This window comes from Pedobacter frigiditerrae (genome assembly GCF_004331645.1).
Classification (GTDB): Bacteria; Bacteroidota; Bacteroidia; order Sphingobacteriales; family Sphingobacteriaceae; genus Pedobacter; species Pedobacter frigiditerrae.
Window position 1 is genome coordinate 889,539 of sequence record NZ_SJSK01000002.1, and the last position, 24,432, is coordinate 913,970.

13 protein-coding genes are annotated in these 24,432 nt (G+C 35.8%); 7 read left to right on the forward strand and 6 right to left on the reverse strand.

The window, feature by feature from the left end; all coding sequences use genetic code 11:
- Positions 1 to 10 precede the first annotated feature (10 nt).
- From EZ428_RS10670 to EZ428_RS10690, 5 genes are all read left to right on the forward strand, one after another.
- Positions 11 to 1,441, forward strand: coding sequence for a RagB/SusD family nutrient uptake outer membrane protein (locus EZ428_RS10670; protein ID WP_131553126.1), 1,431 nt, complete (start codon positions 11 to 13; stop codon positions 1,439 to 1,441).
- Positions 1,442 to 1,458: 17 nt separating this feature from the next.
- On the forward strand, positions 1,459 to 2,220 hold the full coding sequence (locus EZ428_RS10675) for a DUF4843 domain-containing protein (RefSeq protein WP_131553127.1): 762 nt from the start codon (positions 1,459 to 1,461) through the stop codon (positions 2,218 to 2,220).
- Positions 2,221 to 2,234: 14 nt separating this feature from the next.
- Entirely contained in the window at positions 2,235 to 3,755 is a 1,521-nt protein-coding gene (locus EZ428_RS10680) for a PKD-like family lipoprotein (RefSeq protein ID WP_131553128.1), read from the forward strand.
- A 60-nt stretch (positions 3,756 to 3,815) separates the two neighbouring features.
- Entirely contained in the window at positions 3,816 to 5,204 is a 1,389-nt protein-coding gene (locus tag EZ428_RS10685) for a TlpA family protein disulfide reductase (protein WP_131553129.1), read from the forward strand.
- Between the two features lie 94 nt (positions 5,205 to 5,298).
- Positions 5,299 to 6,465, forward strand: a complete 1,167-nt coding sequence (locus EZ428_RS10690; RefSeq protein WP_131553130.1) for a retropepsin-like aspartic protease — start codon at positions 5,299 to 5,301, stop codon at positions 6,463 to 6,465.
- Positions 6,466 to 7,139: 674 nt separating this feature from the next.
- Here EZ428_RS10690 and EZ428_RS10695 read toward each other — a convergent pair.
- From EZ428_RS10695 to EZ428_RS10710, 4 genes are all read right to left on the reverse strand, one after another.
- On the reverse strand, positions 7,140 to 7,607 hold the full coding sequence (locus tag EZ428_RS10695; RefSeq protein WP_131553131.1) for a M23 family metallopeptidase: 468 nt from the start codon (positions 7,605 to 7,607) through the stop codon (positions 7,140 to 7,142).
- 21 nt (positions 7,608 to 7,628) lie between these two features.
- Positions 7,629 to 11,978, reverse strand: a complete 4,350-nt coding sequence (locus EZ428_RS10700; protein ID WP_131553132.1) for a hypothetical protein — start codon at positions 11,976 to 11,978, stop codon at positions 7,629 to 7,631.
- A gap of 2 nt (positions 11,979 to 11,980) precedes the next feature.
- Positions 11,981 to 17,311, reverse strand: a complete 5,331-nt coding sequence (locus EZ428_RS10705; protein ID WP_131553133.1) for a hypothetical protein — start codon at positions 17,309 to 17,311, stop codon at positions 11,981 to 11,983.
- A gap of 328 nt (positions 17,312 to 17,639) precedes the next feature.
- Positions 17,640 to 17,828 (reverse strand): hypothetical protein, encoded by a 189-nt coding sequence (locus EZ428_RS10710; RefSeq protein ID WP_131553134.1) that lies wholly within the window; start codon positions 17,826 to 17,828, stop codon positions 17,640 to 17,642.
- Between the two features lie 1,126 nt (positions 17,829 to 18,954).
- Here EZ428_RS10710 and EZ428_RS10715 point away from each other — a divergent pair.
- Positions 18,955 to 21,045: an HRDC domain-containing protein gene (locus EZ428_RS10715; protein WP_131553135.1), complete on the forward strand. Its 2,091-nt coding sequence runs from the start codon at positions 18,955 to 18,957 to the stop codon at positions 21,043 to 21,045.
- Between the two features lie 701 nt (positions 21,046 to 21,746).
- Positions 21,747 to 22,976, forward strand: a complete 1,230-nt coding sequence (locus EZ428_RS10720) for an exo-beta-N-acetylmuramidase NamZ family protein (RefSeq protein ID WP_131553136.1) — start codon at positions 21,747 to 21,749, stop codon at positions 22,974 to 22,976.
- A 153-nt stretch (positions 22,977 to 23,129) separates the two neighbouring features.
- On the opposite strand, the gene EZ428_RS10725 is transcribed toward EZ428_RS10720, so the two are convergent.
- The gene (locus EZ428_RS10725; RefSeq protein ID WP_131553137.1) at positions 23,130 to 23,852 is read right to left on the reverse strand and encodes a hypothetical protein; all 723 of its coding nucleotides are present in this window, start codon (positions 23,850 to 23,852) and stop codon (positions 23,130 to 23,132) included.
- Between the two features lie 2 nt (positions 23,853 to 23,854).
- On the reverse strand, positions 23,855 to 24,415 hold the full coding sequence (locus tag EZ428_RS10730) for an RNA polymerase sigma factor (RefSeq protein ID WP_131553138.1): 561 nt from the start codon (positions 24,413 to 24,415) through the stop codon (positions 23,855 to 23,857).
- Positions 24,416 to 24,432 lie beyond the last annotated feature (17 nt).

A 24,432-nucleotide genomic window follows, 5' to 3' on the forward strand; every position in this document is an offset into this window, starting at 1 on the left:
AAACATCAAAATGAAAAAGAATTTTATCAAAATAGTAGCATTTGTAGCATTAACAATTACAGTGTTTACTTCATGTAAAAAGTTTTTGGATGTACAACCAGAAGACAAGGTTTTAGAAACTCAGCTGTTCAGCACCAAACTAGGTGTACAATCTGTACTAAATGGTTTATACATCAACTTGGCTAAAAACGAATTGTATGGCGATCAAATGTCGCTTTCTACCATAGAAATTTTAGCACAGCGTTATAACATTCCAAGCACACACAGTTTAACCAAGATGGCTACCTACGTGTATAACGAATCACCAACAAATACTAGGTTAGAGAGCATTTGGACAGCAGCGTACGCTAACATCCTGAACATTAATGCCTTTCTAGAGAACATAGAAAAATACAAGGGAGCAGTAGACCCAAGTACAGAAGCCATCTTTAAGGGAGAAGCTTTAGCCATGCGTGCTTACCTCCATTTCGATTTATTGCGTCTTTATGGCCCTAGATATAGTACTGTTGATTCCACTAAACAAAGTTTACCATATTATGAGGGAAGTAAATCGAGCATCAACCCGCTATTGCCTGCCAATGAGTACATGGTTAAGGTATTAAAAGACCTTTCAGATGCAGAAAATTTATTACAGGCAGATCCAATTATTACTGGTGGGGTTAATACAGCAAGCGCAACCGATGTGGCCGACTTTTTAAAGAGTAACAGGAACTTGAGGTTTAACTATTATGCCGTAAAAGGCCTTCAAGCGAGAGTTTATCTGTATAGAGGCAATAAGATTGGGGCTTCGCAAGCAGCAAAAGTGGTTATCGCGGCAGTAGATAAATTTAAATGGACAACCACCGCTAATGCCTTAAACGAAAAAGTTAATCCAGATCGAACATTTAGTACCGAAATGATATTTGGTGTCATGAATACACAGCTTTATACCAGATACACCGCCATATTTGACCCAAGCGTGGCTGATGCAAGCATCTTAGCACCATTACCTGCCAGGTTAGCTACGGTATACGAATCAAATGACAACGATTACCGTTATAACCTCAATTGGCAAATTCCTTCAACAGGGGTAAAAAGTTACCGTACATTTTACAAATATGCTGATGTGGTAGACAAAACGAAAACCTTTAGGTTTACCATTCCATTACTTAAAATTAGCGAAATGTATTACATCGCAGCCGAAACCGAACCTGTTGCCGCCGATGGAATTAACTACCTCAATGTGGTAAGATTGAACCGAAACCTGATTAACCTTCTTCCAACTGCAGTGATAAACACCGAGTTGCAAAAAGAATACCAGAAGGAGTTTTTTGGAGAAGGACAACTTTTCTTTTACTATAAAAGAAGAAATATTACTTCTGTAGGTAACGGATCAAGTACAGCTAATATCATCATTAACTACGCTGTTCCATTACCTCTTTCAGAAAGTCAATATCGTTAACCCTTAAACTAAACGCAATGAAAAAAAATATAGCTTATATAATTGCTTTGGTAATTATATCGTTAAGCATCTCTTGTAAAAAACCACTCGATACTTATTCGGGAGAAAATTCTATTTATTTCTATGATGCAGGCAGGCTTCCTGTTTATACCGGAGAGCCTATAAAAGATTCAACAAATATATCTTTTAGTCTTGCCAAAAGCCAAGATTCGACCATGAATATGATTATAGCTGCCATTGGTCCAGTTTCAGATAAAGATAGGCCCTATAAACTGGAGCTTAATCCAAACTCTACAGCCATTGCAGGAGTTCATTATACCATCTTGAATACTTCTTTCCAGATCAAAAAGAACAAAACTTTAGACACGGTAAAAATTAAGTTTTTTAGAAAGGCAGAAATGCAAACGAATACATTTTTGCTAAGCTTCGACTTAAAAGCCAACGAGAATTTTGTAACCACCTTTAATAATAAAATAGCGAACACTACTACTGGCAGAATCCATTCTTTTGTAACCTACAGGTGGTTTGTTAATGACATCATTAAAAAACCTGCAAGATGGCTAGATGGATATCTAGGTGTTTTTACTCGTAAAAAATTAAACTTAATGATAACTGTTTTAGGAGTAGACCCAGCCTATTTAGACACCAGCGTATCCATTGCCGAAACATTGGCCTATGGCAAGTTCATGCAGCGTTACCTAAATGAACAAAGAGCATTGGGGAATAACATTTTAGAAGATGATGGTAGTGTAATGATCATGGGTTCATCAGCACAATAATTAAAACAAAAGTTATGAAATTAAATATATATTATAAAGTATTCGTTGTTTTAATGGCAATGGTACTTATAGGGGCTTGTAAGAAAGACCTTGGAAATTATAACTATAATGAAATTAATCAACTTGCAGACGTTAGCGGCTTACCAAAAGAAGTGAGTGCTATTTTTGGAAAAAACATCCTATTAAAACCTGAATTCAAATTTACACAAGATGCGGGCACAGATGATGCTAAATATAGTTATGAATGGATTTATATTGGGCCAAATGGCTTAGGTGGATCTAAACAATTTACTTTAGCCACCACACGCAACCTCGACATGAAAGTAAACATTGTTGCAGGTACTTATACCGCCTATTATAACATTACCGATAAAACATCTGGCGTTAAGTATGCCTATAAGTTTACTCTTAAGGTAGTTAATGAAATTAATGAAGGCTGGATCATAATGTGTGATTTTAATGGAGGTGCCAGAGTTGATATGCTTTCTTTAAATACTACAACAGGCACCTTTGATTTGATTATTGACTTATTAGCCACCACTGGTTCGCAATTGAAATTAGAAGGGAAACCAGTAATGACATATACTTATCCCACAGGACTTTTAATTGGACCAGATGCCATTAGTTATGGTTTGTATTTTGGGACAGATAGCTATACCACCAAGGTAGATCCAAATTCTTTTAAATGGACTAGCACCATGGGTTTAACTTATGAAATGTTTGGCGTTATCCCTGCTGGCTTTTATGCTGATGTAATTAAGATGGCTTCTGGGAGCTCGTCTTTCATGATTGGTAAAGAAAATGCATATTATTACGACCGAGCACAAAACATCTATTACTCAGCACCCATTAATTACATTAATAGCGAACAAAAAGAATTTAAGGTAGCGCCATTTATCGCAAGCAATCATAGCAGTTTCCAATATGCTAACTTTTACGATAAAACCAATCAAAGGTTTGTTAAATACACCAACGGGCAAGCTACCTGTACCGCCATCCCAGACCCATCAGCAGCTACTAAAAAATTCAGCTTTAGCACAGGTATGGATTTGGCTTATATGCAGTGGGTGCCATTTAATGGTGGCGAAATATTTGGTATCCTTAAAGGTACTGGCACCACTCGCTTTTTGGCCAGATTTAATCCAGCCAACAATGTGCAATCTTATTACGATGAAATAACAGGCACAGGCATTGGTAATGCTGATTTTTATGCAGTTAGTCCAAATTTAGGCTATATTTTTTATGCGGTGGGTAGCAAGATTTACGAATACGACATGATTCTTAAAACCTCAAAACTGATGCTAGAATTAGGCAGCAAGAAAATATCGTATTTCGGCTTTTATGATTTTAAGAGTACAACAAAATACCCAGGTAGCAACAACTTAATGGTGGGTAGTTACGATACTAATTTACCTGCAGGTGCCGATGGTAGCTTAAACATCTACACCGTGCCGCCAGTAAATGGCGACTTGGTATTAGACAAAAGTTATTCAGGTTTCGGAAGGATAAAAAGCTTAACCTACAGAGAGAGATAATCAACCACAAAATTACGTTGCACGATGCAAAAACATCGTGCAACATTTAAACACATCACAATGAACATCAAAAAATTAGGTGCCGTATTATGCTTTGCATTTGCTGCACTAGGAGCCAACGCACAACAAGGCGTTGAAGTAACCGGAAAACTAAAATTTTCTAAACCACGTACCGTAAAGCTATTTGCAGTTAACGAAGGTAAAACAACAGAAATTGCTACCATCATCCCTTCTAAAACTGGCGATTTTGGCTTCCATTTTTTTCCAGATTATGAGGGACTATACGTAATTGGTACAGGTACCACCATCAATGGAGCAGATAATTACAAGTTCTATTTCAAAGGGGGCGATAAATTATCAATGATCATTAACGATTCTACCTACGTATTAAATGGCAAATTAAATACCAAAGAAAATGTAGTTTTATCTCAATGGCATGACCTTACCTATACTATAGAACGCAAGTCGGTTAACTTCATGAAAGTGGGAAATAGCACGTTTTTAGATTTCTTCCCTGAGTTTGAAGAGGTCTACGCCAAATCTAAAACTTTCTTAAACGGTAAAGCCACTGGCAACATCAAGTTTGATGCACAGGTAAAAGACATCCTTAAATTAGATTTAGCCACTTATGCCACTACTTTTTTAAATACACCACGTAGTGCACATCCTTCTGTTGAAGAATATATTGATTACTATAGCACATTAAAAGCCGAAGACTTCAGTAAAAATGCCAGCTTAACTTATAATTATCCTTGGGGGTCACGTTTAATTTCTTCCATTATCTTGGTCAATATGCGCCAGAGGGATATTAAATTCTTACCTGGTTTACCTGGTTTAAAAAACCAATTAGATATGGTAGTAAGCGATACCCTAAAGGGAGATTTGATATTAGACAGAGCAGCTAGCTATAAAAATTACGATGATTACATCACTCTTAAAAATGAATACGGCAAGTATGTAATTACCAAAGGCCAAAAGCAAAGGGACATGGACATCTTAACGCCATTAGCAACCTTAAAACCTGGTGATGCCGCACTTAATTTTTCTTACGCTGATAAAGATGGTAAAACCGTAACCTTGGCTAGCCTAAAAGGCAAGGTGGTATTGGTTGATGTTTGGGCAACTTGGTGCGGTCCTTGCCTTGGCGAAATCCCAAGTCTTAAAAAGTTAGAAGAAGAAATGAAAGGTAAAGATGTTCAAATCATCAGCCTTTCTACAGACGACCCAAAGGACAAGGAAAAATGGCAAAAAATGATCAAGGATAAAGAATTAGGTGGTATGCAATTATGGGCTGGCGGACCAGGCAATGATTTCTCTAAATACTACAAGGTAAACACCATCCCTCGTTTTTTGGTATTTGATAAAAATGGAAAAATTGTAAGTGTAGACTCTCCAAGACCATCAGATCCTCGATTAAAAACTTTATTAGAAAAAGAATTAGCAAAATAAGGGAATTAACCACATAGACAGACATATAGAGGTTAACCCTTCAACTACCTGTCTATGTGGTTTTAAAAAACCAAAAACATCTTCATTTAAATTTATGGTAAACATTAAACACACAATGCTTTTTTGCATTGTCCTGCTATTCTTATTGCCTAAAACTAATGCGCAAACACCTGTTGCCGTTATTCCTTTCGAGCCCTATAACGAGTCTATTGTTTTACATGTTAAGTTAAATAACAACCCAAGGGTGTTACGTCTATTGTTTGATACCGGAGCCGATGGCATGGCTGTTACCCAAGCACTAGCAGACACACTTGGTTTAAAGGTAAGCAGGCAACAAAACACCTCTGTGGTGGGCGGCAATATGCAAATCTCTATTTCTGCTGGCAATGATGTAACCCTAGGTTCCTTTACCTTAAAAAACCAAAGCATTGCCTTGTTTAAAGATATGGGCAAAGAGCTTGATGGCATTATTGGCAATACCATGACAAGGCAATACATCACCAAAATAGATTTCGACAAGAAAGAATTGAGCTTGTACAATTTCGATAATTACGCTTATGAAAAAGGTGGCACAGCCATACCCATTAACATGACGGGTGTGTTCATCATTCCCGGCACCGTTGCCATCAATGCAGACAAACCTTATACAGGTAATTTTGTGTTTGATACGGGAGCTGCCTATCACCTGATCTGTTTTAGGCCCTTCGTTAGACAAAATCGTTTGCTAGTAGGTGGTTTCAAGCCAGAGTATCAAGCCAGCACCACCAGCATGGGTATCTCCTCACCTACCTTTAATGGCAAGGCAGCTAGTTTTTCTTTTGCAAATACCAAAGCTATAACCAATATGCTGGTAACCCTAATGGCGGGTGGTGGACAGAACGAAAGCTGGAAACCAGGCTTTGATGGTTCCATAGGTATGCGATTAATTTACCGTTACAATTTCACCATTAACCTTCAAAAAAAAGAAATATACCTCACACCAAATAAAAATGCTTCCCATCCCCTTGATTTTATTTTAGGGGGTTATGCCTTTGGTTTTAACCTAAAAGGAGAACTAGCCATGCAAAACTCAAGTACACACCATCCAGATCAAAAAATTAAGGAAAATACTATTATCACCAGTATCAATGGGATAACAGCCCAGACTATTCTCAATAACCCAGAAGCCTTAAAACGTTTGTTGGATTCAGCAGCAGGCACAAAGTTATCTATCATGTATAAAAATGGGCAACAGTTGTTAACTGAAATCATTACTAAATAATTAGAAAGCATTGTCATCCGATGGGTATAAAGCAACCTGCAAATCTCATCTGTTAACTAAGAAGTTATATCTCCAAACCATATTTGTGGCACTTATGCTCACACAAAGAGACACCAACAATGGATGTTGTTGATTAGTTAGAAACAGTTAATTACTAAATGGGCTTGATAATTTATCAGCCCATTTTTAGTTACAAAAACACTTATCATCCAAGATGTCTGTCATTCCGACTTTGGAGGAACCCCCGAAGGGCTCAGTGAGCTAATCTATGACTTGAGTTCATTTTCATTTGCTACATCGTCAACATGAAGTTCGGTTCTTCACTGCACGACCTGTTCCGATTCATCGGAAAGCAATCTCCTATTTGCAATTTTTACACGCCCTTCTTTCTTGAACTACGCTTCTTGAACTATGCCGTCTCCCTCTCTGAGGTGGTGAGGGTGCGGATTAGCTAAAGTATAGTCCTCCTCTGGAGAACCTGTCCCGTTTCGATAGCTATGTGGACATTAGAAGGGTTAAGTCAGGAATCTAAAAATCTCGCATTCACGCTTCCAATTATATTGTTCGACTTGCACTTCTTGAAATGATGCAGTTTATTTAGAATGCCATTTAAAATAGATCAATTTTTATACAAAGTAAAAGGGTTACCTTGTAATGGCAACCCTGACGTTTTATTAATCTCCTGTATCCCAAGTTTCTGGATCAATGAAATTTCGACCTGTACCCCAACATGCATAGTCTGGGGCCTCATTTTTAAATACTTGAAGATGAAGATGAATACCTGAGATATCAGTACCTGCGGGCACCTTTTTCCCAGTTTTCCCTAATACGGTATCTTTGGTAACCTCAGCACCAACCTTGACTGAAATGCTAGAGCAATGCAAATACTGTATAGTTACAGTACTATCGTGGGCTGGCTTAACAGCTATTGTGCCCCAATCACCACCAAGAGGCTCAACTACCTTACCCTTCACTCCTGCCTTAAAGGGTTTTTCTTTTCCACTACTTCCAAAATCAGTTCCTTTGTGTGGACAACCCTCTCTATCTTCACCAAAGGGTGCAGTAATTTTGTCTAAGCCAACCTTTGCCACTGTAAAACCCCTGTTGAGTTTATTGTCGCCTAATGTCATCTGTTTTTTCATAATTATTTATTTTTTTGTTAATTATTCAAGATTAAACGTACTCACCAGCACAACTCTATTGTTCTTATTCTCAATTAATTGATCAAATGAAGATGGGTTTGAATCTTCCCAATGTTCAGTTTCTATAATCACTAATTGATAGTTTTTATCATTATTGTTTTTGTAATCTAGTCTCTTTGGTAACTGATCTGCTCCATTACTCAATTGAAAAAAAGCATCCGTTGCATCTGTTTTCTTTGCAGTTTTCCAAGCGAAACTATTTGAATATTTTTCTCTTACGACTGCAAAAAATCTACTTCGGTTATCAGAAGATTTACCTTTTAAAGAAGTGACATCAAATTCTATAGCGGGTTTTACATATCCTTTACCAAACTCTACCGTAATTAAACGTGATCCCATGATATAGGCAAACCCAGATTGATATACGTTAGAAATCCGACAATCTTTGATTAGATTGTTTTCTGATGTTTTATTGTAGTTGAAAGATTTTTCTTGATAATGAACCAAGGCGAACTTTAAAAATGGATTATGAAGTTGTTTCCCATTTTCATCTTTAATATCTAGTTCCACATCAACGTACCAAAGATTCAGCTTCTTATCAAATTTAGGCAAATAAGTCATAATCCCGAGATCTTTAACATACTTAGGAGTAAAACTCTCTAAATCTGCTTTAGGCTTCTTAGTGGTATTATCGTAAATATATTGGGGGTCTCTGATCACAAAATTAGATTCAGATAATAAGACCTCATTATTACCTTTACTTCCATCAAAAGGCTTAACTGTATCAGAAATGATATCTTTCCCAACCATTGAAACTAAATTATTCTTCACCATCTGATCATTGTATGTGCCAGCTGGTTCATTTACAATAAATCCAATTCTTTCGCCGTTACCGGATGTCAACCTACCCCTCTCAAAGAAAATCCTTAACCTATTCATGGAGGCGCCTCTTTTAAAAGTTGGCCCTTCCTGCCAATCTTCAATTACTGAAATCAACTTTATTCTTTTTTGATCTGATATTTGTGGTGGTGCTGGCTTTCTACTATTTAAAACCTCCATTGTGTATGGAATAGCCGAAAGCCTATTATAATACTCTTTTGACTGCCAGCTATTTTCAGGTAGCGACTCGTCGTCTTCTACACCTCTATTTTTAGGGTAGTAAGAAGTAAATTGTGATTTATTCTTAATCCATAATACTTTCTTCAGGTACTTTGTTTCCCTAATATCATAACTAGCGTTTAAATCAACCGCATAATTTTTAAAGTCATTTCTTAATGAACTAATTTTATTTAATGTTTTTTCCATGTTTAATAATTGTGGGGAAACATCAACATTAAACTCGAAAATGGCTGGCGATTCTTTCTTATTAATATGCGTAAATTTCTTGAGATCCACGTCATTAACTGGCATCAAAGGAGTCCAGTTATCTGAAGTGACATGTTTTGGGTCATCTAGATACTCTTCCCACTTGGCATAAACCTCTATATTCCCTGTTGGTTTAGTATTCTCTAGGTAACGGGTAATGCCTGCATTATCTTTATAGCTGTAAAGTTGCTCTAAATTTGTGGTAATAGTTAGTGATAAATTTGTTTGGTCTAGTTCTTTTTTACTAACCGTCATATTACCAAATTTAGGTCTAATTAAAGGTCGTTGGATAGCATGTACTAAAGTAAACTCTAAAGGTGGGGTTAAGAGATCATTACCACCAAATCTGGTAAATTGGTTATTGTTTCCAAATGTTTCCATTTGATTACTATAATCTTCAGCTAAAATAGTGCGAGCAGTTACAAAAATTTCACTTCCCTTCTCTATCCTTACCCAAATCGTTTCTGCACTCTTATCAAATAGAACCATTTCGATATCATTGGGTTCATAATCAACAAGAATAATTTTCCAAGCATTAATTTCCGGATAACTTCCAGTAAAATAATATTCGTAATCCTCATATTTTTCATATTCCTTCGCTTTAATCAGCCTATCTTTATCTCTAAAAAACTGAAACGTAAATCCTTTCGACAATGGATCTGGAAGATAATTGATATCACAACTCTTATTATAAAAATCCCTCATTCTTGTCGATCCATCTATTGCTTCCTTTAAAGAATTTTTCCGATAGCTACCATCAGCTAGCAATACAGGGGACCATTCATTGTTCTTATCCCATTGCATAGAAATTTCACCTTCATTGATGGGATAATGGTGCTTTAAATACCATTTATATGACTCTTTAACAGACATTCCTTCAGGGTTATGTTTATTATTGAATAGTTTATTATGCCATATGGCCTGTTGAAAGGAAATAGCAGGTGGCAAAATATGCCTGATGCTAGTCTGATTAGTTACATATACCTCATCATTATCTACATTACTAAAATTTCTAATTACCAAATTAGTAACAGATTCTCCCTCTCTTTCTTCAATTGGAGCACCAGATTCCTCTACCAACTGGTGATACAATCTGAATTCGATTGGTTTAACCGGCTCATTTCTCTTAAAAATAAATTTTTGAGTAGTCAAGCAGTGTGAGTTTTCATCCTTTAGCTTAGGAATTAATGCGGTTGGTATGGCATATTTATTTTTATATTCTGGTGTAAGAAATACTTGAATTTCACGACCGAATATTAATTTCTTATTTTGAATTGAATTTAAAGAATATGATAATTGAATAGGAAGATTAGCTATATCTGTATGAAGCTTTGAATCCTGATCGCCTTTATGGGCATTCCTTTTATATTCTACACCTTTAATTTCATAATCTTCGATAAAAAATTTGCTCAATTGTTCTGTTACAAATTTAATAGAGTCACTTACTGCTCCTTCATCTACTGTTGACTCAAAGTTCTCTTCATTTTCTTGGTTAGAGAAAACACTTGGCATACCGATATTTTCACCTCCCCAATTATTCATCGCTTGGTCTGCGATGATTTGAGGTACCATCACTCCTTCTTTGTCACGAAGAAAAGCATGAGCTCCAGAATCCGTATTAATACCAATGTCCTGAATTGATAATTCATTTGGAAGATTAATTTTGTTTCCTAGTGTTCCCTTTAAACTTACAGTACGCAAGCCTATCGGTGTTAAGTCCACACTTTTAACACTTTTTACGGCAAATCTGTAACCACTTCTAATTCTATACAAGTAATTTGGCAATACAGTATTGTTACTTTCTGCTGCAGCTTCAATTTGTTTCTCCTTAACTAAAATACCAGGAAGAGAGAGATTATAGGTATTTACCCCAATCGTCATTGCAGCAGTGTCTAAAGTCATTAGTTGTTTTCTAATCTGGTATTTTTCAGACTCGTTAACACTAGCATCATCTAAAATATCAAGATATTTCTCATACTTCTCTTTGATAGCTTTCAACCCAACTAATTTACCGCCAATGTCATAATTGGTAGCTTGTATTTGAATTGGAATTTTGTCTAATTCATTTTCTTCTCGTACCAAAATTACCTGCATCGAAGGATAAATCCTACAAGGCGTAATTAAGTGTTCCCAAGTTAATTTAGTTAATTTTGCCACCTCTTTCAAAACATCGTCTGAAAAGCTAAATACAATATCAAACTCTTGTTTATCTATATAATTTGATATATACTTTTTTAACTCATCCTCTTTAATTTCGAAATCAATAATTTGCCCCATAACACGTTGAAGAATGGCATTCGAATCAATAAATGACCAAAATTCTAACATACTAGCTGCATTGTCATAAATTGAAGTATATTTTTTCTTAGTACTTTTAAGCAAGGAATTGGTTTCCATAGCATTAACCTGTTCAGAAAATGACGAAATCCCGCTTAACATATTGCTAAAGTTTTCGATATCATCGTTGACTGATTTTAATCCTGCTCGCAAAGGGCTTACCAATGGCTTTAGTGACTTTATATCCATTTTTTCGGACTCGAGTTCCATCATCATCGACCTCCTTAATTGTTGACCATCTGGGATTGTTCCTGTTTTAGTCTTAAAAATGGGGATAGTATGGGCAATTGAAATGTCTAAACCTTGTGCATATCCTGGCGTTTCATTGTTCCCTCTAGTTGTGTAACTGTTAATCGGCAAACTATTCCAAGCTGTAACTATTTGACTAGTGATAGTAGGAAAGCATACAGCGCTTGATTTAACAGGGATATTTTTTTCACCTGTTTTATAGAGATTAATGCTCAAATTTTTAATCAACAGCGATGAAATAGAATTCGCATCATTGGCATAAGTCAAAATAAACCTCCTCAGTTCATCCCTATCAACTACAGCTTGGTCATCGCTATAATTTGGATTTAAATCTATGCACAACGAAAAGCGATAGGATTTAGTAGTTTTATTATAACCAAAAGGCAAAATGCTGGTGCGAATATTTTTAAAAGGTTCCATAATTAATCAATGTAAGAGTTAATGAATTTTTCCCATTCTGTTTGGGTAAGAGGCCTGGTTTTTCTTTCTTCAGCATTTTGCATTGGAGCAAAGTCAATTGCTTTATCTGACGAAAATCCATTAAGTGCCTTATATTTGTTAGCAATTCTTTGTGTATTACCAGATTGATTATTACCTGGTGATGCACCAGCAACTTTTTTATAATAGGTTGCAGAAAACGACCTTTTAAAGAAGCGACTAATTCTAATCTCGTAAGATACTGTACAACGGCCTTCTACATAACCGCCTTGACTCCTTACACCCATGTAGAAGCGGGCAGTAACCATAACGAACCATAGCTTAACACGACCTTCACACAAGAAATATCCTTCTATAATTACTCCTGTTAAGTCTTTCCTGTAATATAAACCAACAACTAATTTTACTTCTCCTCGAAGTGGACCAAGATTTAAACCAAAGTAACCACCAAATTCTATGCTTACTTCTATTGTAGTAATTCCCTGTTTTGGATTGCCAATTACAATGAAATAAAATAATCCAGTATAAATGCCAACAGAAAGTTTAGTTCTATTCTCTGGTGTACCAATTCCTACACCTAGTTCCATTGGCTTTTGGTTAAAGTGAAGCGTGTAAAGAATTTTAAACAAAATGTCTTTAAAACCAAAAGAAGGTGCTCCTAAATAGGGGATTGGTAAAAGGTATTGGATTTCTACACTAAGTGGCTGTATTTTTACAGAAAAATTATCTCCCAATAATTTACTAAAAATGCTTTCTAAAGCTTGCACAAATGAAAATGCACCAGCAAATTGTACATCCCTAATTTTAACTTCGAATTTAGATTTCTGATTGGTTCCGGCTACAAAACTAACTTCATTGAAGTTAATGATAATTGCCTTTAATAAACTGATGCCGAAATTATTTAGCCTATTTTCTGCAAGCGAATCAACTTTACTTACAATAGCTGGAAACTTAAGAGGTTCAAAATGAATGGTATTTCTTACCTTAACAGTTAATGATGTTTTAGGACTGGTAGATGCTATGAAGGAGACAATACCAAACTCTGCATTTTTAAATGAGCTAGTTTGCCAGTCGTAATTAATTTCTTTTTTGGTTACGGAAGTAAGTAAATTAAATAATTCATTAAGTTTGTTAAAGTTAGCTATTAACTCTTGGTTTTCTGGGTTGGCCAAAACTTGTTGTTTTACCTTTTCTATTTCAGCATTGACCTTTCCAACAATACCTGATGTAGCTTGTTTTACTTGCTCTCTTAATAAAAGCTCATACTTTTTAAACTCTTCTCTTAAGTCGTCTTCTAGTTTTTGGAGTTTTTGTCTTGCAATTTCCTCAATTTCTCTTCTAATCTCTTGTATTTCTGGAACTTCAAATTTGCTTATGGAAAGAACAATATCTGTAACATCATTCGTTATTCCCAAGATTTCTTTTATGGCTTTTTGCTCAGGGATACTGTCCTTTAAACCCTCCCATATAAAGGATTCTGTGATGTATTTATAAGCATTAACAATATTGTTGCTGTTGAGTACAAGCTTATCAATATCTGCCCTTGTATTATCATACACAGTAAGATAATGGTTTATGAGGAGTTTTTTTGTTTGATCAACTTGTTTCTGAAAACCTGTAGTTTCTGCTATAGTACCAAGAATAGTGCTTAAGGTTTTGTCATCAAATTTTAATTTGCTTTTGATGATCTCAAAATCTTTGGCTGCCTTTTCATATTGATCTATGTAAAATGGAAGATCAAAAGAATTAATAAAATCAATTCCATTTTTTGCAGCTGTTTGCACTTCGTCAAACTTTCCTTGCAACATTACGGTTAATTCTCTATCGACTGCATTTCCCTTTAACTTTATTTCTTCGGTCAGGCTTTTGAAATAAAACTGCTCCTTTAATACCTGTATTTCATTCGTTACGACATCTAAAGCTTTCGCCGCTGTCTGATATGCTTTTAATAAGTTGTTATTTTTTTGGGAATTTAAGTAATCTTCTTTTGCCTTTAACTCAACAGCCACTCCTTTAGTAAACTCATTGTATTTGGCCAAATAAGGTTCAAATGATGCTTTTAATGTTGCTTTTATTTGGTCACGTGTTCTTAAGATTTCCTCTTTTTTAGCGGCGTTTAAATTGAGTATTACATATTTACTTGCATTAAAATATTGCTGATCTATATAATTTTGAATAATACCTAAAGCCACTCCAGAAAATGCTTTCCCATCTTGGGTGAAACTCTTCAACCCAACTAAGGTTTTTTTAGCCGCAATAAGTTGGTGGTAAAGCGCATATGCAACTTCCGTTTTTGCCAATAAATCGGTAATTACATTATTAAGAATACTTTCAACATCTCCCTTAAAGGTTACGATATCATTTTCATATTGCAAAAAAGGGATTTTATACTGAGCAATCTTATTCTCTACCAAATTTTCAAGGTCAGCAAATTGCCAATCAAAATTTAACTTGTCTTTTAGAGATATAAGTTGCTTTTTATACGTTTCAATTTGTGCTTGGGCGTCTTCAAAGAATTTGATGTACTTTAAAATTTGGTCATTTACATCTTTTAATTCCTTTTTAATATTTTGATAAATCGGGTTATTAATAATGCCATCCTGTAAGTTTTCTAGCTGAGCGGTAATATTTTTGATTTCATTAACTGGTGCTTCATAATCCGGAAAAATTTCTTGAAGAATATCTAGTAAACTAATTCCATTAAAAATCTCTGGTGCTTGTCGCAATAAATCTGAAGGATTGAACTTCTCAAATTTTCCTGTGAAATTGTTTAGCTCCTCATATTTTTTGTTAATGTCCTTTCCAACCGAAATGCTTTGCTTAATTAAACCGATTGTTTGAATATCGAAATCTGGATTTACCAATCCACCGATAGCAGCTCCAGCTGACCCAAATGCTTCTTTTATTTTTTGATATCCTTGACTTGCTTCATTTCTCTTATTTAAGACACCGTCCTTTAGGTCATAAATTTGAGCCTTACCACTCATAAATGCAGCAGTATGGTTAAAGATTAATTTTCCTTTATTATAGGTAGTTGCTTGTTGTTTACCTTTAATTACAACTATTTTATTGCCTTCATAACCATAATTGATAAAATCATCATTGTATTCTACAACTGATACTAATGGTTGCGGTGTATAACTTTGAATATTATCTATATATAATTGCGCTTCTTTAACCTGAGGATAAAGAGGGAAAAAGCGCTCATTAAAAATAGAGCTATTTGGCAAACGAGCAACATCTGGCACTACCTCTGTAGAACTTATGCTTCTGGTAGGCTCTAAACAAAGACTAAAGTAATATTCTAAGTGATCTACTTTAGCCACATTAGATTTGTTTTCCGAATCGGCGTTAATAGCTGCTGTCGAAAAATCAGGGGTTAATGCGATTTTTGAATTAGCAAAACGGATGCTTCTTCTTTCAAATCGTTGATTGATAAATCGATTATTGTAAATCTCTGTATGCAGTTGTTCTAAATTACTTTCGCATTCTATAATTTTTTTTCTAATAAAAAGGAATGTACTCGAAAATTTGATAGCTTGATCGTTCCAATCATAACCTATAAAATCTAGATAGCAATCCTGATCCTTACCATTAAGTTGTTTTTCTAAAACTGGCCAAAAAACTGTTGCACAATCACATGCTGCATGCTCATAAGTTAAAGCGGTTGGTTTTTTTGTTTTATCAGTTTCAATAGGTTTACTGATCAAAGTTACCACTTCAATTTTTTTAAATGGCCAACGGCGATAATTGGTATGCCAGTTTAATTGGGCCTGATCTGCTGAATAAGGGTGATTTGGTAAATAATTAGGAAGGCTCCACAAAACTGAATCTCTAAAAGTATTGTCAGTTTCTATTGAAGGAAGGTCAATGCTGTGAATTACTTTATTAGGCTGATTGTAAACAGACGGATATGCTCTTGCGTGAATAAAGTTTTTTGGTTCTTTTAATATTTGTCCTTGTTGACTTCCAATAAATAACTGGCTATCGAAATAATTGATCTCTTTTTGAACGATCTCAATATATTCTTTAAAATCCATGTAAGATTCCCCTTTTACAATTTTCCGTTGCCCTATTTTTATATGCAAAGCCCTTTGTCCAGTTACAGAGATTACTCCAAGTCTTGCCACCTTAATATATTCATCCCTTCCCATGGTAATGTGGTGTTCATATTCCGCTAAGTCGGTATCTTTTGGTGGTGTTAAGTTTTTATAATGAAATTTGGCTATAGCACCTAAACCTGTAAAAGTTAAACCCTTAGTTTCAATATTCCAATCCTTCGTATCATTGTCTCCTCTGCCTAAACTTGTAAGGTAAACCAACTCTTTTTTGTCAAGCAAAGATGGCAAGAAAGTGAATTCATCTTTAGGACACTCATCATTACCTCTGATTTTCTCTGCTTCTTGTCTCGGAACATAACCAACAGCTCTTAAGAGAGGATCTATTGGACCATTTATAGAGTCAAAAAACAGAGAAGGCGACCAAATTTCCTCTACCGTTCTAACTACACTTCTATTTTGATAATTAATTAAAAAGCGTGTTTTAGCAATTTGATAATTATCAATAAATGCCCTTCCCCCTACTAGACTGTATGGAGAAACCAATAAACCTTCTGGAATTTCAAGTACAGTAATGGGATAGGCAGTTTCTTTAACAAATATTTTTTTACAAATATCCTGATACAACTTACTAATATATCCTGTTGATGGATTAAGCTCAGTATCTGTTATTTCTGTAACCTTATTTATTTTAAAGGTATTCCAATCATTCCCATTAAATGATTTGAAATCTTCTTTTTTAGGTATAATTAACTCAAAATTGGTAGCATTAGTCCAATTAAGCAGTGTTTCTGGTTGATCAAGATATAGCTGTTTTTTTTGAGTGACGACCGTAGCGCCTGATGACGATGTGCTTTTAACCTTAGGGAATACATGAAACGCTAGGTAGGAAAAGCCTGAAATTTTTGATTGTACGTTTTTTTTATTGTCAGTGTAAAGTGCCAAATCAGATTCCTTAATCACCTGCTCTGCAATATGTTGCTGAGGTATTTTAACCACCATATAAGCAGGCTGACCTACATTTAAAGGTTTTAAAAGCTTACCCGTTACTTTTGCATTTATAAAAAAGAAATGCAGGTTAGTTAAATTGTTATCGAAATAATGAAACTCATCCGTAAAAAAATCCTCAATATACTTGGGTTCTATTTTTAGAATTTTTGCCAATGCATTTACGGTTGGCAAAAAGCTGAATGAAGCTAACGAGCTTAGCTTCAAGAAATTTCTTCTAGATGTACCCTCAGGTTTCCGATTTTTCATATTTATGAATATTATGGTGGTAATAAAATTACTCCTCAAAACTGACTAACAATAACCACCAGCAATCAAGGTGTCATGCTAATACTATTTTTCTGTACGGTTCTATCACAGCCCAGTATGCCAATTAATACTTTTACACCAAGCAAAGCATATCCTAACGACTTATCAAATTAAGTCGTCGTAGGTAATTATTATTCGTACTGTGGATCTGAATAATTTTAGTTGTTATCTAGGCAAAACCAAACAATCTTTTTTAGAGAGATGACCATTAAAATGAGAAGCAATAGGTTACAGCGCAACTACTTCTCCTTATTAGTTAATAAGCAGCTTAACTGTTATCATCCTGTTCCCTCGTTTCCGCTTCATGGCCTTTATCAGCGATATGGTGATTTGTCCTATTATCAATTACTTTTTTATCACCAGAATAACTACCTATCCTTTTGCCCTCTGTTACACAATAGGTATAATAACTTGGTACCTTTTTGCTTGCAGTTGTTGTTTTTTTGTCTTGGTTCATATAGTTCGTTTATTTACGTTCAAGTTAAATACTAAAATCTTAAAAAAAATACCTAAAATTAGGTATTTTAAGACCATAATGTCAAGAAAATGAACATTTTATCGCTTAAACTAAATAGTTAGTCAGTAATGTTTTAAAACTTGGTGAGTTTGTAATTTTTACATCATTGCACTCAAATGCTTTGTTGTCTTTGACTTTTTTAAGAACACTCTTTACAGCTGAATTGGATAGAAAAGATACGATAACACACAGATTGTCAAGAGTTGCAAACTTCAGCACATATAGCGCCATCATCTAGCTTTTCACTCCCTACCTACCTGTGGGAGACACTTCGGCTTTCCCAATTCTACACCGGGAAGGAACCTCATAGGTCTTGATGAAGCTAATTTCGGAGATTAATCCATTTAGATCATGCCATCGTTGCGAGTGTTGATTTCATTGCATGAAGCCTGCTGCGGCAGGTGGGGTTATCCTAAAAGGGGTCACTTCTTTTTATCCAAAGTGGTCACATATTACGCTCCAAAATCGCCTCTTTCTTATTTTAATAGGTTTTAATCGTCAGAAAGAGTGTTTTGAACACTATGTGAGTTGCTGTCTAAAGTTGAAATCTAGCGCATTAAATTGGCTAAATCAGTAAAGCTTTCTAGTTGGTGGATGTATTGGATTCAGAGGTTTGGATTCTGCGACCTTGAAGGTGTTCTTATCCTCTTTTGCGAAGCAAAAGCATAGGAAGAGTACTGGAGGTGGTAAATCTTTAGACGCTTGGTATCTGAGCATCAATCTGGCTTCACGTAACTCCTCAAAGGGTCTTCAAAATGCGATGGTTTCTTTTGGGGTGGCAAGAAGTTGGAACGGAATATGGTATTGGGACGGAGCAGGTTCTCGCAATGACGTGAATGATGTGCTATCAGTTCTTCGCAAAAATTTGATGGGTTTAATCTGCTTCTTGCATTTCGGCCTCTTTTCTCTGCTATTTATTCTTTGCTCCTTTATCCCTCATACTCCCGACTTTTCGGACTTCTCTCCATTTTCCATCTTACACCTTTCTTCTCCCTTAATGTTGAAAACATCTTCCCTACCCAAAAAGCAATTGCCTTAATTTAGCACCACATTTTATCTACCTATAATGACACTGGATCCCCTGCATAAATTAATCATCGACTTTATCGAAAAAACCAATAAACCGATATTTATGACAGGTAAAGCAGGTACAGGAAAGACTACCTTTTTGCGTTACATTAGATCGAACACCAAAAAGAATTTGGTTGTGGTGGCACCCACCGCTGTTGCTGCCATTAATGCCGGCGGGGTAACTATCCATTCTTTTTTTCAGGTTCCCTTTGGCCCCATTTTACCCACGCCATTTGCCAATGCTTTTAATGAATTCTCAGGCAAAAGTTTTGGTCCCGAAAAATCAAAAATCATCAAATGCTTGGATCTCCTTATCATAGATGAGATCAGTATGGTAAGGGCAGATACCATAGATTACATTGATAGGATATTAAGATTTGTTAAAGGAAACAGTCGGCCTTTTGGTGGTGTACAATTGTTAATGATTGGTGATTTGTACCAGTTGCCCCCAGTTTTTCAGAAAGATTGGCATTTGCTCGGCAAATTCTATAAAGGCCCTTATTTCTTCGATAGCTTAATTTTCAGGGAATTTCCGTTGCTCACTTTCGAACTAACAAAGGTACATAGGCAAAGTGATCCGATATTTATAGAAATACTAAACGAAATAAGAAATGGCGCTATTAGCGAAGACTTGCTGCAAAAGCTAAACGAACATTACAACAAGAACTCCGCTAACCATGACCTTGCAGACCATGTTACCTTAACTACGCACAACCCATTGGTTAAACAGCTAAATGAGCAAAGGTTAGCAGCGTTAACAGGTAATACGCACTCATTCAAAGCTAAAGTTACTGGCGATTTTCCAAAAGAAGCCTATCCGACAGAAGAAGAGCTTGTGCTTAAGGAAGGTGCAATGGTTATGTTCATCAAGAATGATAGCTCTGGAAAAAAGCAATTTTATAATGGCCGAACTGCCAAAGTACAAAGCATTAGTGGAGATAGCATTAACCTAACCTTTTTGGATGATGGCTCAAGCTTTGAGGCCAATCAAGAAATTTGGGAAAACAATAAATATGCACTTTCAGAAAGCGATCAAAAAGTAACACAAAGCAGTGCAGGTTCCTTTACTCAATTCCCTTTAAGGTTGGCTTGGGCAATCACCATTCATAAAAGCCAGGGTTTAACGTTTAACAAAGCTGTTATTGATGTTGGCGCAGCCTTTGCCCACGGGCAAACCTATGTAGCGCTTAGTCGTTGCCGTAACCTTGAAGGCCTGATCTTGAAGGAAAAAGTGCAGCTTAAAAATATCATTACTGATGCTTCGGTAACGGCGTTTATGAAAAAGGCGCAAGCCGAATTACCTAGTCAACAAACACTAGAAAATGCCTTACTTGCCTTAGAGCTAGAAACCTTGCAGCAAAGTTTCCAATTCGCTCCCACAATGGCAGCTTGGCAACATTTAAAGGTAGTGATCATGGAACTAATGCCAACTGAACCTTTAATAGCTGAAAAACTAAGCCATATCCAGCAAATGCTGGAGCATAAAATCCATAGTGTTGCCGCTCGTTTTATTCAGAAAGAATTAAGCATTAAACAAGTTGTACTCTCTGAGATTAAGGCTCGTTTAGAAAAAGCTGCTGGTTATTTTCTGCCAAACCTCATCAACCTACATACAGACATTACAGACTTGCACCAAATGTTAAATGGAGTGGCATTTCATCCAGACTATTTTTCTACCTTAAATCAATTGCTCGAGCAGTTGGAAACTAAAAGCGAAGTATTTAAGCTATTGCCTACCATTAATAACTTTAGTGAAATAGACAAAGTTATGAGCAGTAAGGCAGCAAAGTATAAACCAGTTGATGACTGGAAACAAAATCAGGCAAATACAGCAGCAGTAATAGAAAACCCTGTGCTTTATGCCCAGCTATTGGACTGGCGAAAACGAACGGCAGAAACAAAAAAATTGATTGGCTACCACATTATTTCTGATCAGGCGATTATCGATATCTCTGCAAAACTACCCAAAACACTCACACAACTTTCTAAAATTAAAAATGTTGGCGAAGGAAAAACCGCAACTTATGGCGATGACATCTTAAGACTTATACGTCAGTACTTGGGCGAGGGTGAGCTTTTGTTTTGATATGGTGAATTAGGTTAACTGCTGAATCGGTTAACTAATTACAAGCAATCCTGCCGCGAAGGCGCTAACAAGATGGTTAGTCAAACTTTAAAAGCATTAATATTGCCTTCCGATGCTTTCGGAACGAGCTTGAAATGACGACTGAAGAAAGCACTAGACAGGTTTGTCTTTAAGCCTCAGGCATTTCAATGATTAACTTAACGGCTGTTTTTTAGAATGAGGTTGAAATTGGTGTGCCTTAATGGCAACTAATAAAACCAGTACATCTAAAATGATGAGGACGAGGATGGCACTGTTCACGGTATTCATACATTTTCAATTAATTAAGGGATCTTTTTACAGTTATTCCCCAACAACAATAAGGTTCTTTTTTTATAGGCTTGAGTATGCTATTAGCTTGCAACTAAGTTAATGGAAAGTTAATTAATTATTAAATTATCATTACGTTAAGGAGATAGCAAGATTCAATAATTGCTTAACGTCATTTTCTTCGAAAAATATATACCTACCTTATAATAAATTAGTTACAATCTTGGCTAATTGGTTCATTAGTTCAATGGTATCATTAATCATCTCTCTGACTTTTTCGACTTCCAGGCCTTCTTACATTTCCCAGACTTTTTGACTTAAATAGCATACTTTATTCAATTTTATTAATTTAGTCTTTGTAAATCAAGACAGCTTATATTAAACCCTCTAAAATGACGAGACTTAACCTTATACTTTTTTTAACAACCTTGGCTATTTGTAATATTAATTGTACGGCACAAATTACATCGTCAAAACAGAGTACAGCTAATAAGTCGGGGATTATTACTGGTGCAGACCAAACTGAGAAATATTTGCCTTACTTAAAAGGAAAACGAATTGGCTTGGTGGCAAATCAGAGTTCGCTGATTGGCAAGAAAAGCAGCGTTGATAGTTTAGTGAGCCTTGGAATTAAAATTGTAAAAGTGTTTGGGCCGGAGCATGGTTTTAGGGGCAATGCCAGTAATGGAGCTGTGGTAAACAATGAGATAGATGTTAAAACGGGCATTCCAATTATCTCATTATATGGTAAAAACGAGAAACCAACAAAAGAACAATTGGCAAACATAGACCTAATGGTATTTGACATTCAGGATGTGGGCTGCCGTTACTATACCAATATCAATACACTTGAGTATGTAATGGAAGCCTGTGCAGAAAACGGAAAAGAATTGCTAATTCTTGATAGGCCTAACCCTAATGCTTATGTAGTTGATGGGCCAGTAATGACTGATGATAAATTTAAATCGGGCATAGGAATCCATTATACGCCAATGACACATGGCATGACCATTGGTGAATTTGCACAATACCTTAACGGCGAAGGCTACCTAAAGCAACAATGCAAGATTAAGATCATCAAAGTGGCGAATTGGAATCATGACACACCCTATGTATTACCAATAAACCCATCACCGAATTTAAACACACAACAAGCCGTGGAACTTTTTCCCAGCTTGTGCATGTTTGAGGGAACAGCAATTAATGAAGGCAGGGGAACGTATATGCCATTTACCATATTAGGCGCACCTGCATTGAAAGGCAAATATTCTTTCTCCTACAAACCAGTAGGTATACCAGGAATGAGCGAAAGACCAAACCAAAAAGATTCTGTCTGTTATGGTCTAGACTTGCGTAAGTATGACATTAATAATTTACGTAAGAGCCGTCAGCTTAATTTATCATGGGTAATTGAACTCTATAAAGCCTATCCAGATAAGGCAAATTTCTTTGGTAAAGAAAGAGCAGACACAGGTGTATCTCCGTTTGATTTACGAATAGGTACCGATCAGTTAAGAAAACAGATTATAGCGGGAGTATCAGAAGCAGATATTAGAAAAAGCTGGGAACCTGGCTTGCAAAAGTTTAAGGGCATACGATCGAAATATTTGATTTACCATTAGTTAAGTCGTTAGGCGTTGTTCGTTGATTGTAATTGCAACTCGATTTTTAGTCTTTCTAACTTACTACTTAAAGCTCCGTTTCCTTTACTAAATGCTCCTTAATCTTTCTTACTCTCTAACTTTTCGACCTCACAACTCCACAACTTTACACCTTTACATCTTCCCTAACAACTCCTTCGCCAACTCATATTTCGTAGTTCCTGCCGGGATTTTTTGAAGCCAAGTTTTAGCATCAGCTTTTTTGTCTTCTTTTAAATAACTAAGAGCGATGCTGTAGGCAGCTTCGTATTTAAATACCGATTCACCCTCATAAATTACAATCAATACTTTTCTTGCTTCATCTAAGGCATTGGTTTTAATTAACGATAAACCGTAATAGTAGGCAATCATTGTATTGGAAGATTGTTTGATGTAAAGTTTTCCAAGTGCTGTTTTGGCTGATTCGTAATTCTTCTCATTATACAAAGCTGCGGCTTTATCTAAATCAGTTAGTGTGGCAGCTCCTCTTTCTGTTACCAGCATTTGACTATCATCAGCATAGGTATCGTATAAATTGGCATTCCAAGGTGCCCAAATAAATAAACCAATTACTAATATGGCAGCAATGCCACTTAACCATTTTAGCGCTGGCTTAAAAGAAATAACTTTCGGCTCTTCCCCAAAATATTGTTTATTGAAACCTTTTAAGGTGTCTTTAAATTCATCATTGTTTGCCAACTTCATTTTTAGGCTCTGATGAATATGGTTATAATCCTTTAAATTTTGTTGTAGTTCATCATCGCTCTTTAACTGAGTTTCGAATTCGGCAATTTCAGCTTCATCCATATCTCCCTCAACATAGCGAGCAACCCATAAGATTTTATCTTCAGTCATCATTTCTATTTATTTACTTGAACCAATTTAATTAGGCTCGCCATACATTCAGACTTCTTTTTCCGTAAATAGCCATAGGTAACACCTAATGCTTCGGCCACTTTTTCCTGTGCATCGCCTTGCATGCTCCATTTTATAATTTCCTTGCAACGCTCTCCCAGTTTTTCAAAGGCCTTTAAGAATATTTCAGATTGTGCAGCTTGATCTGCCAACTGCTCTGCTTGTTCAAATGTATCCTCACCAATTAGTAATAAATCATCTTCACTATTTGTTACCTGTAAAACTGATTTTTTCTTTAGGGTATTTAACCATTTGCGTTTACACACCAATAAAAGGAAAGGTTCGAAAGGGCAAGTGAGTTGCAAATCTTTATATTTTGCTTGGTTATAAATATCTACCAAGGCTTCCTGAAAAATATCTTCGGCATCATTGGCTGTTCCGTTATTAAAAATAACGAAGGATTTTACCTTGCCTGCGGATTTTTTATAAATTTCATTGATAAGACCTGCATCATTATTAAGCAATGCTACTAAATAACGTTGGTCTTGATGAACGGTTTTTGCCATTGGCGATAGATTTAGGA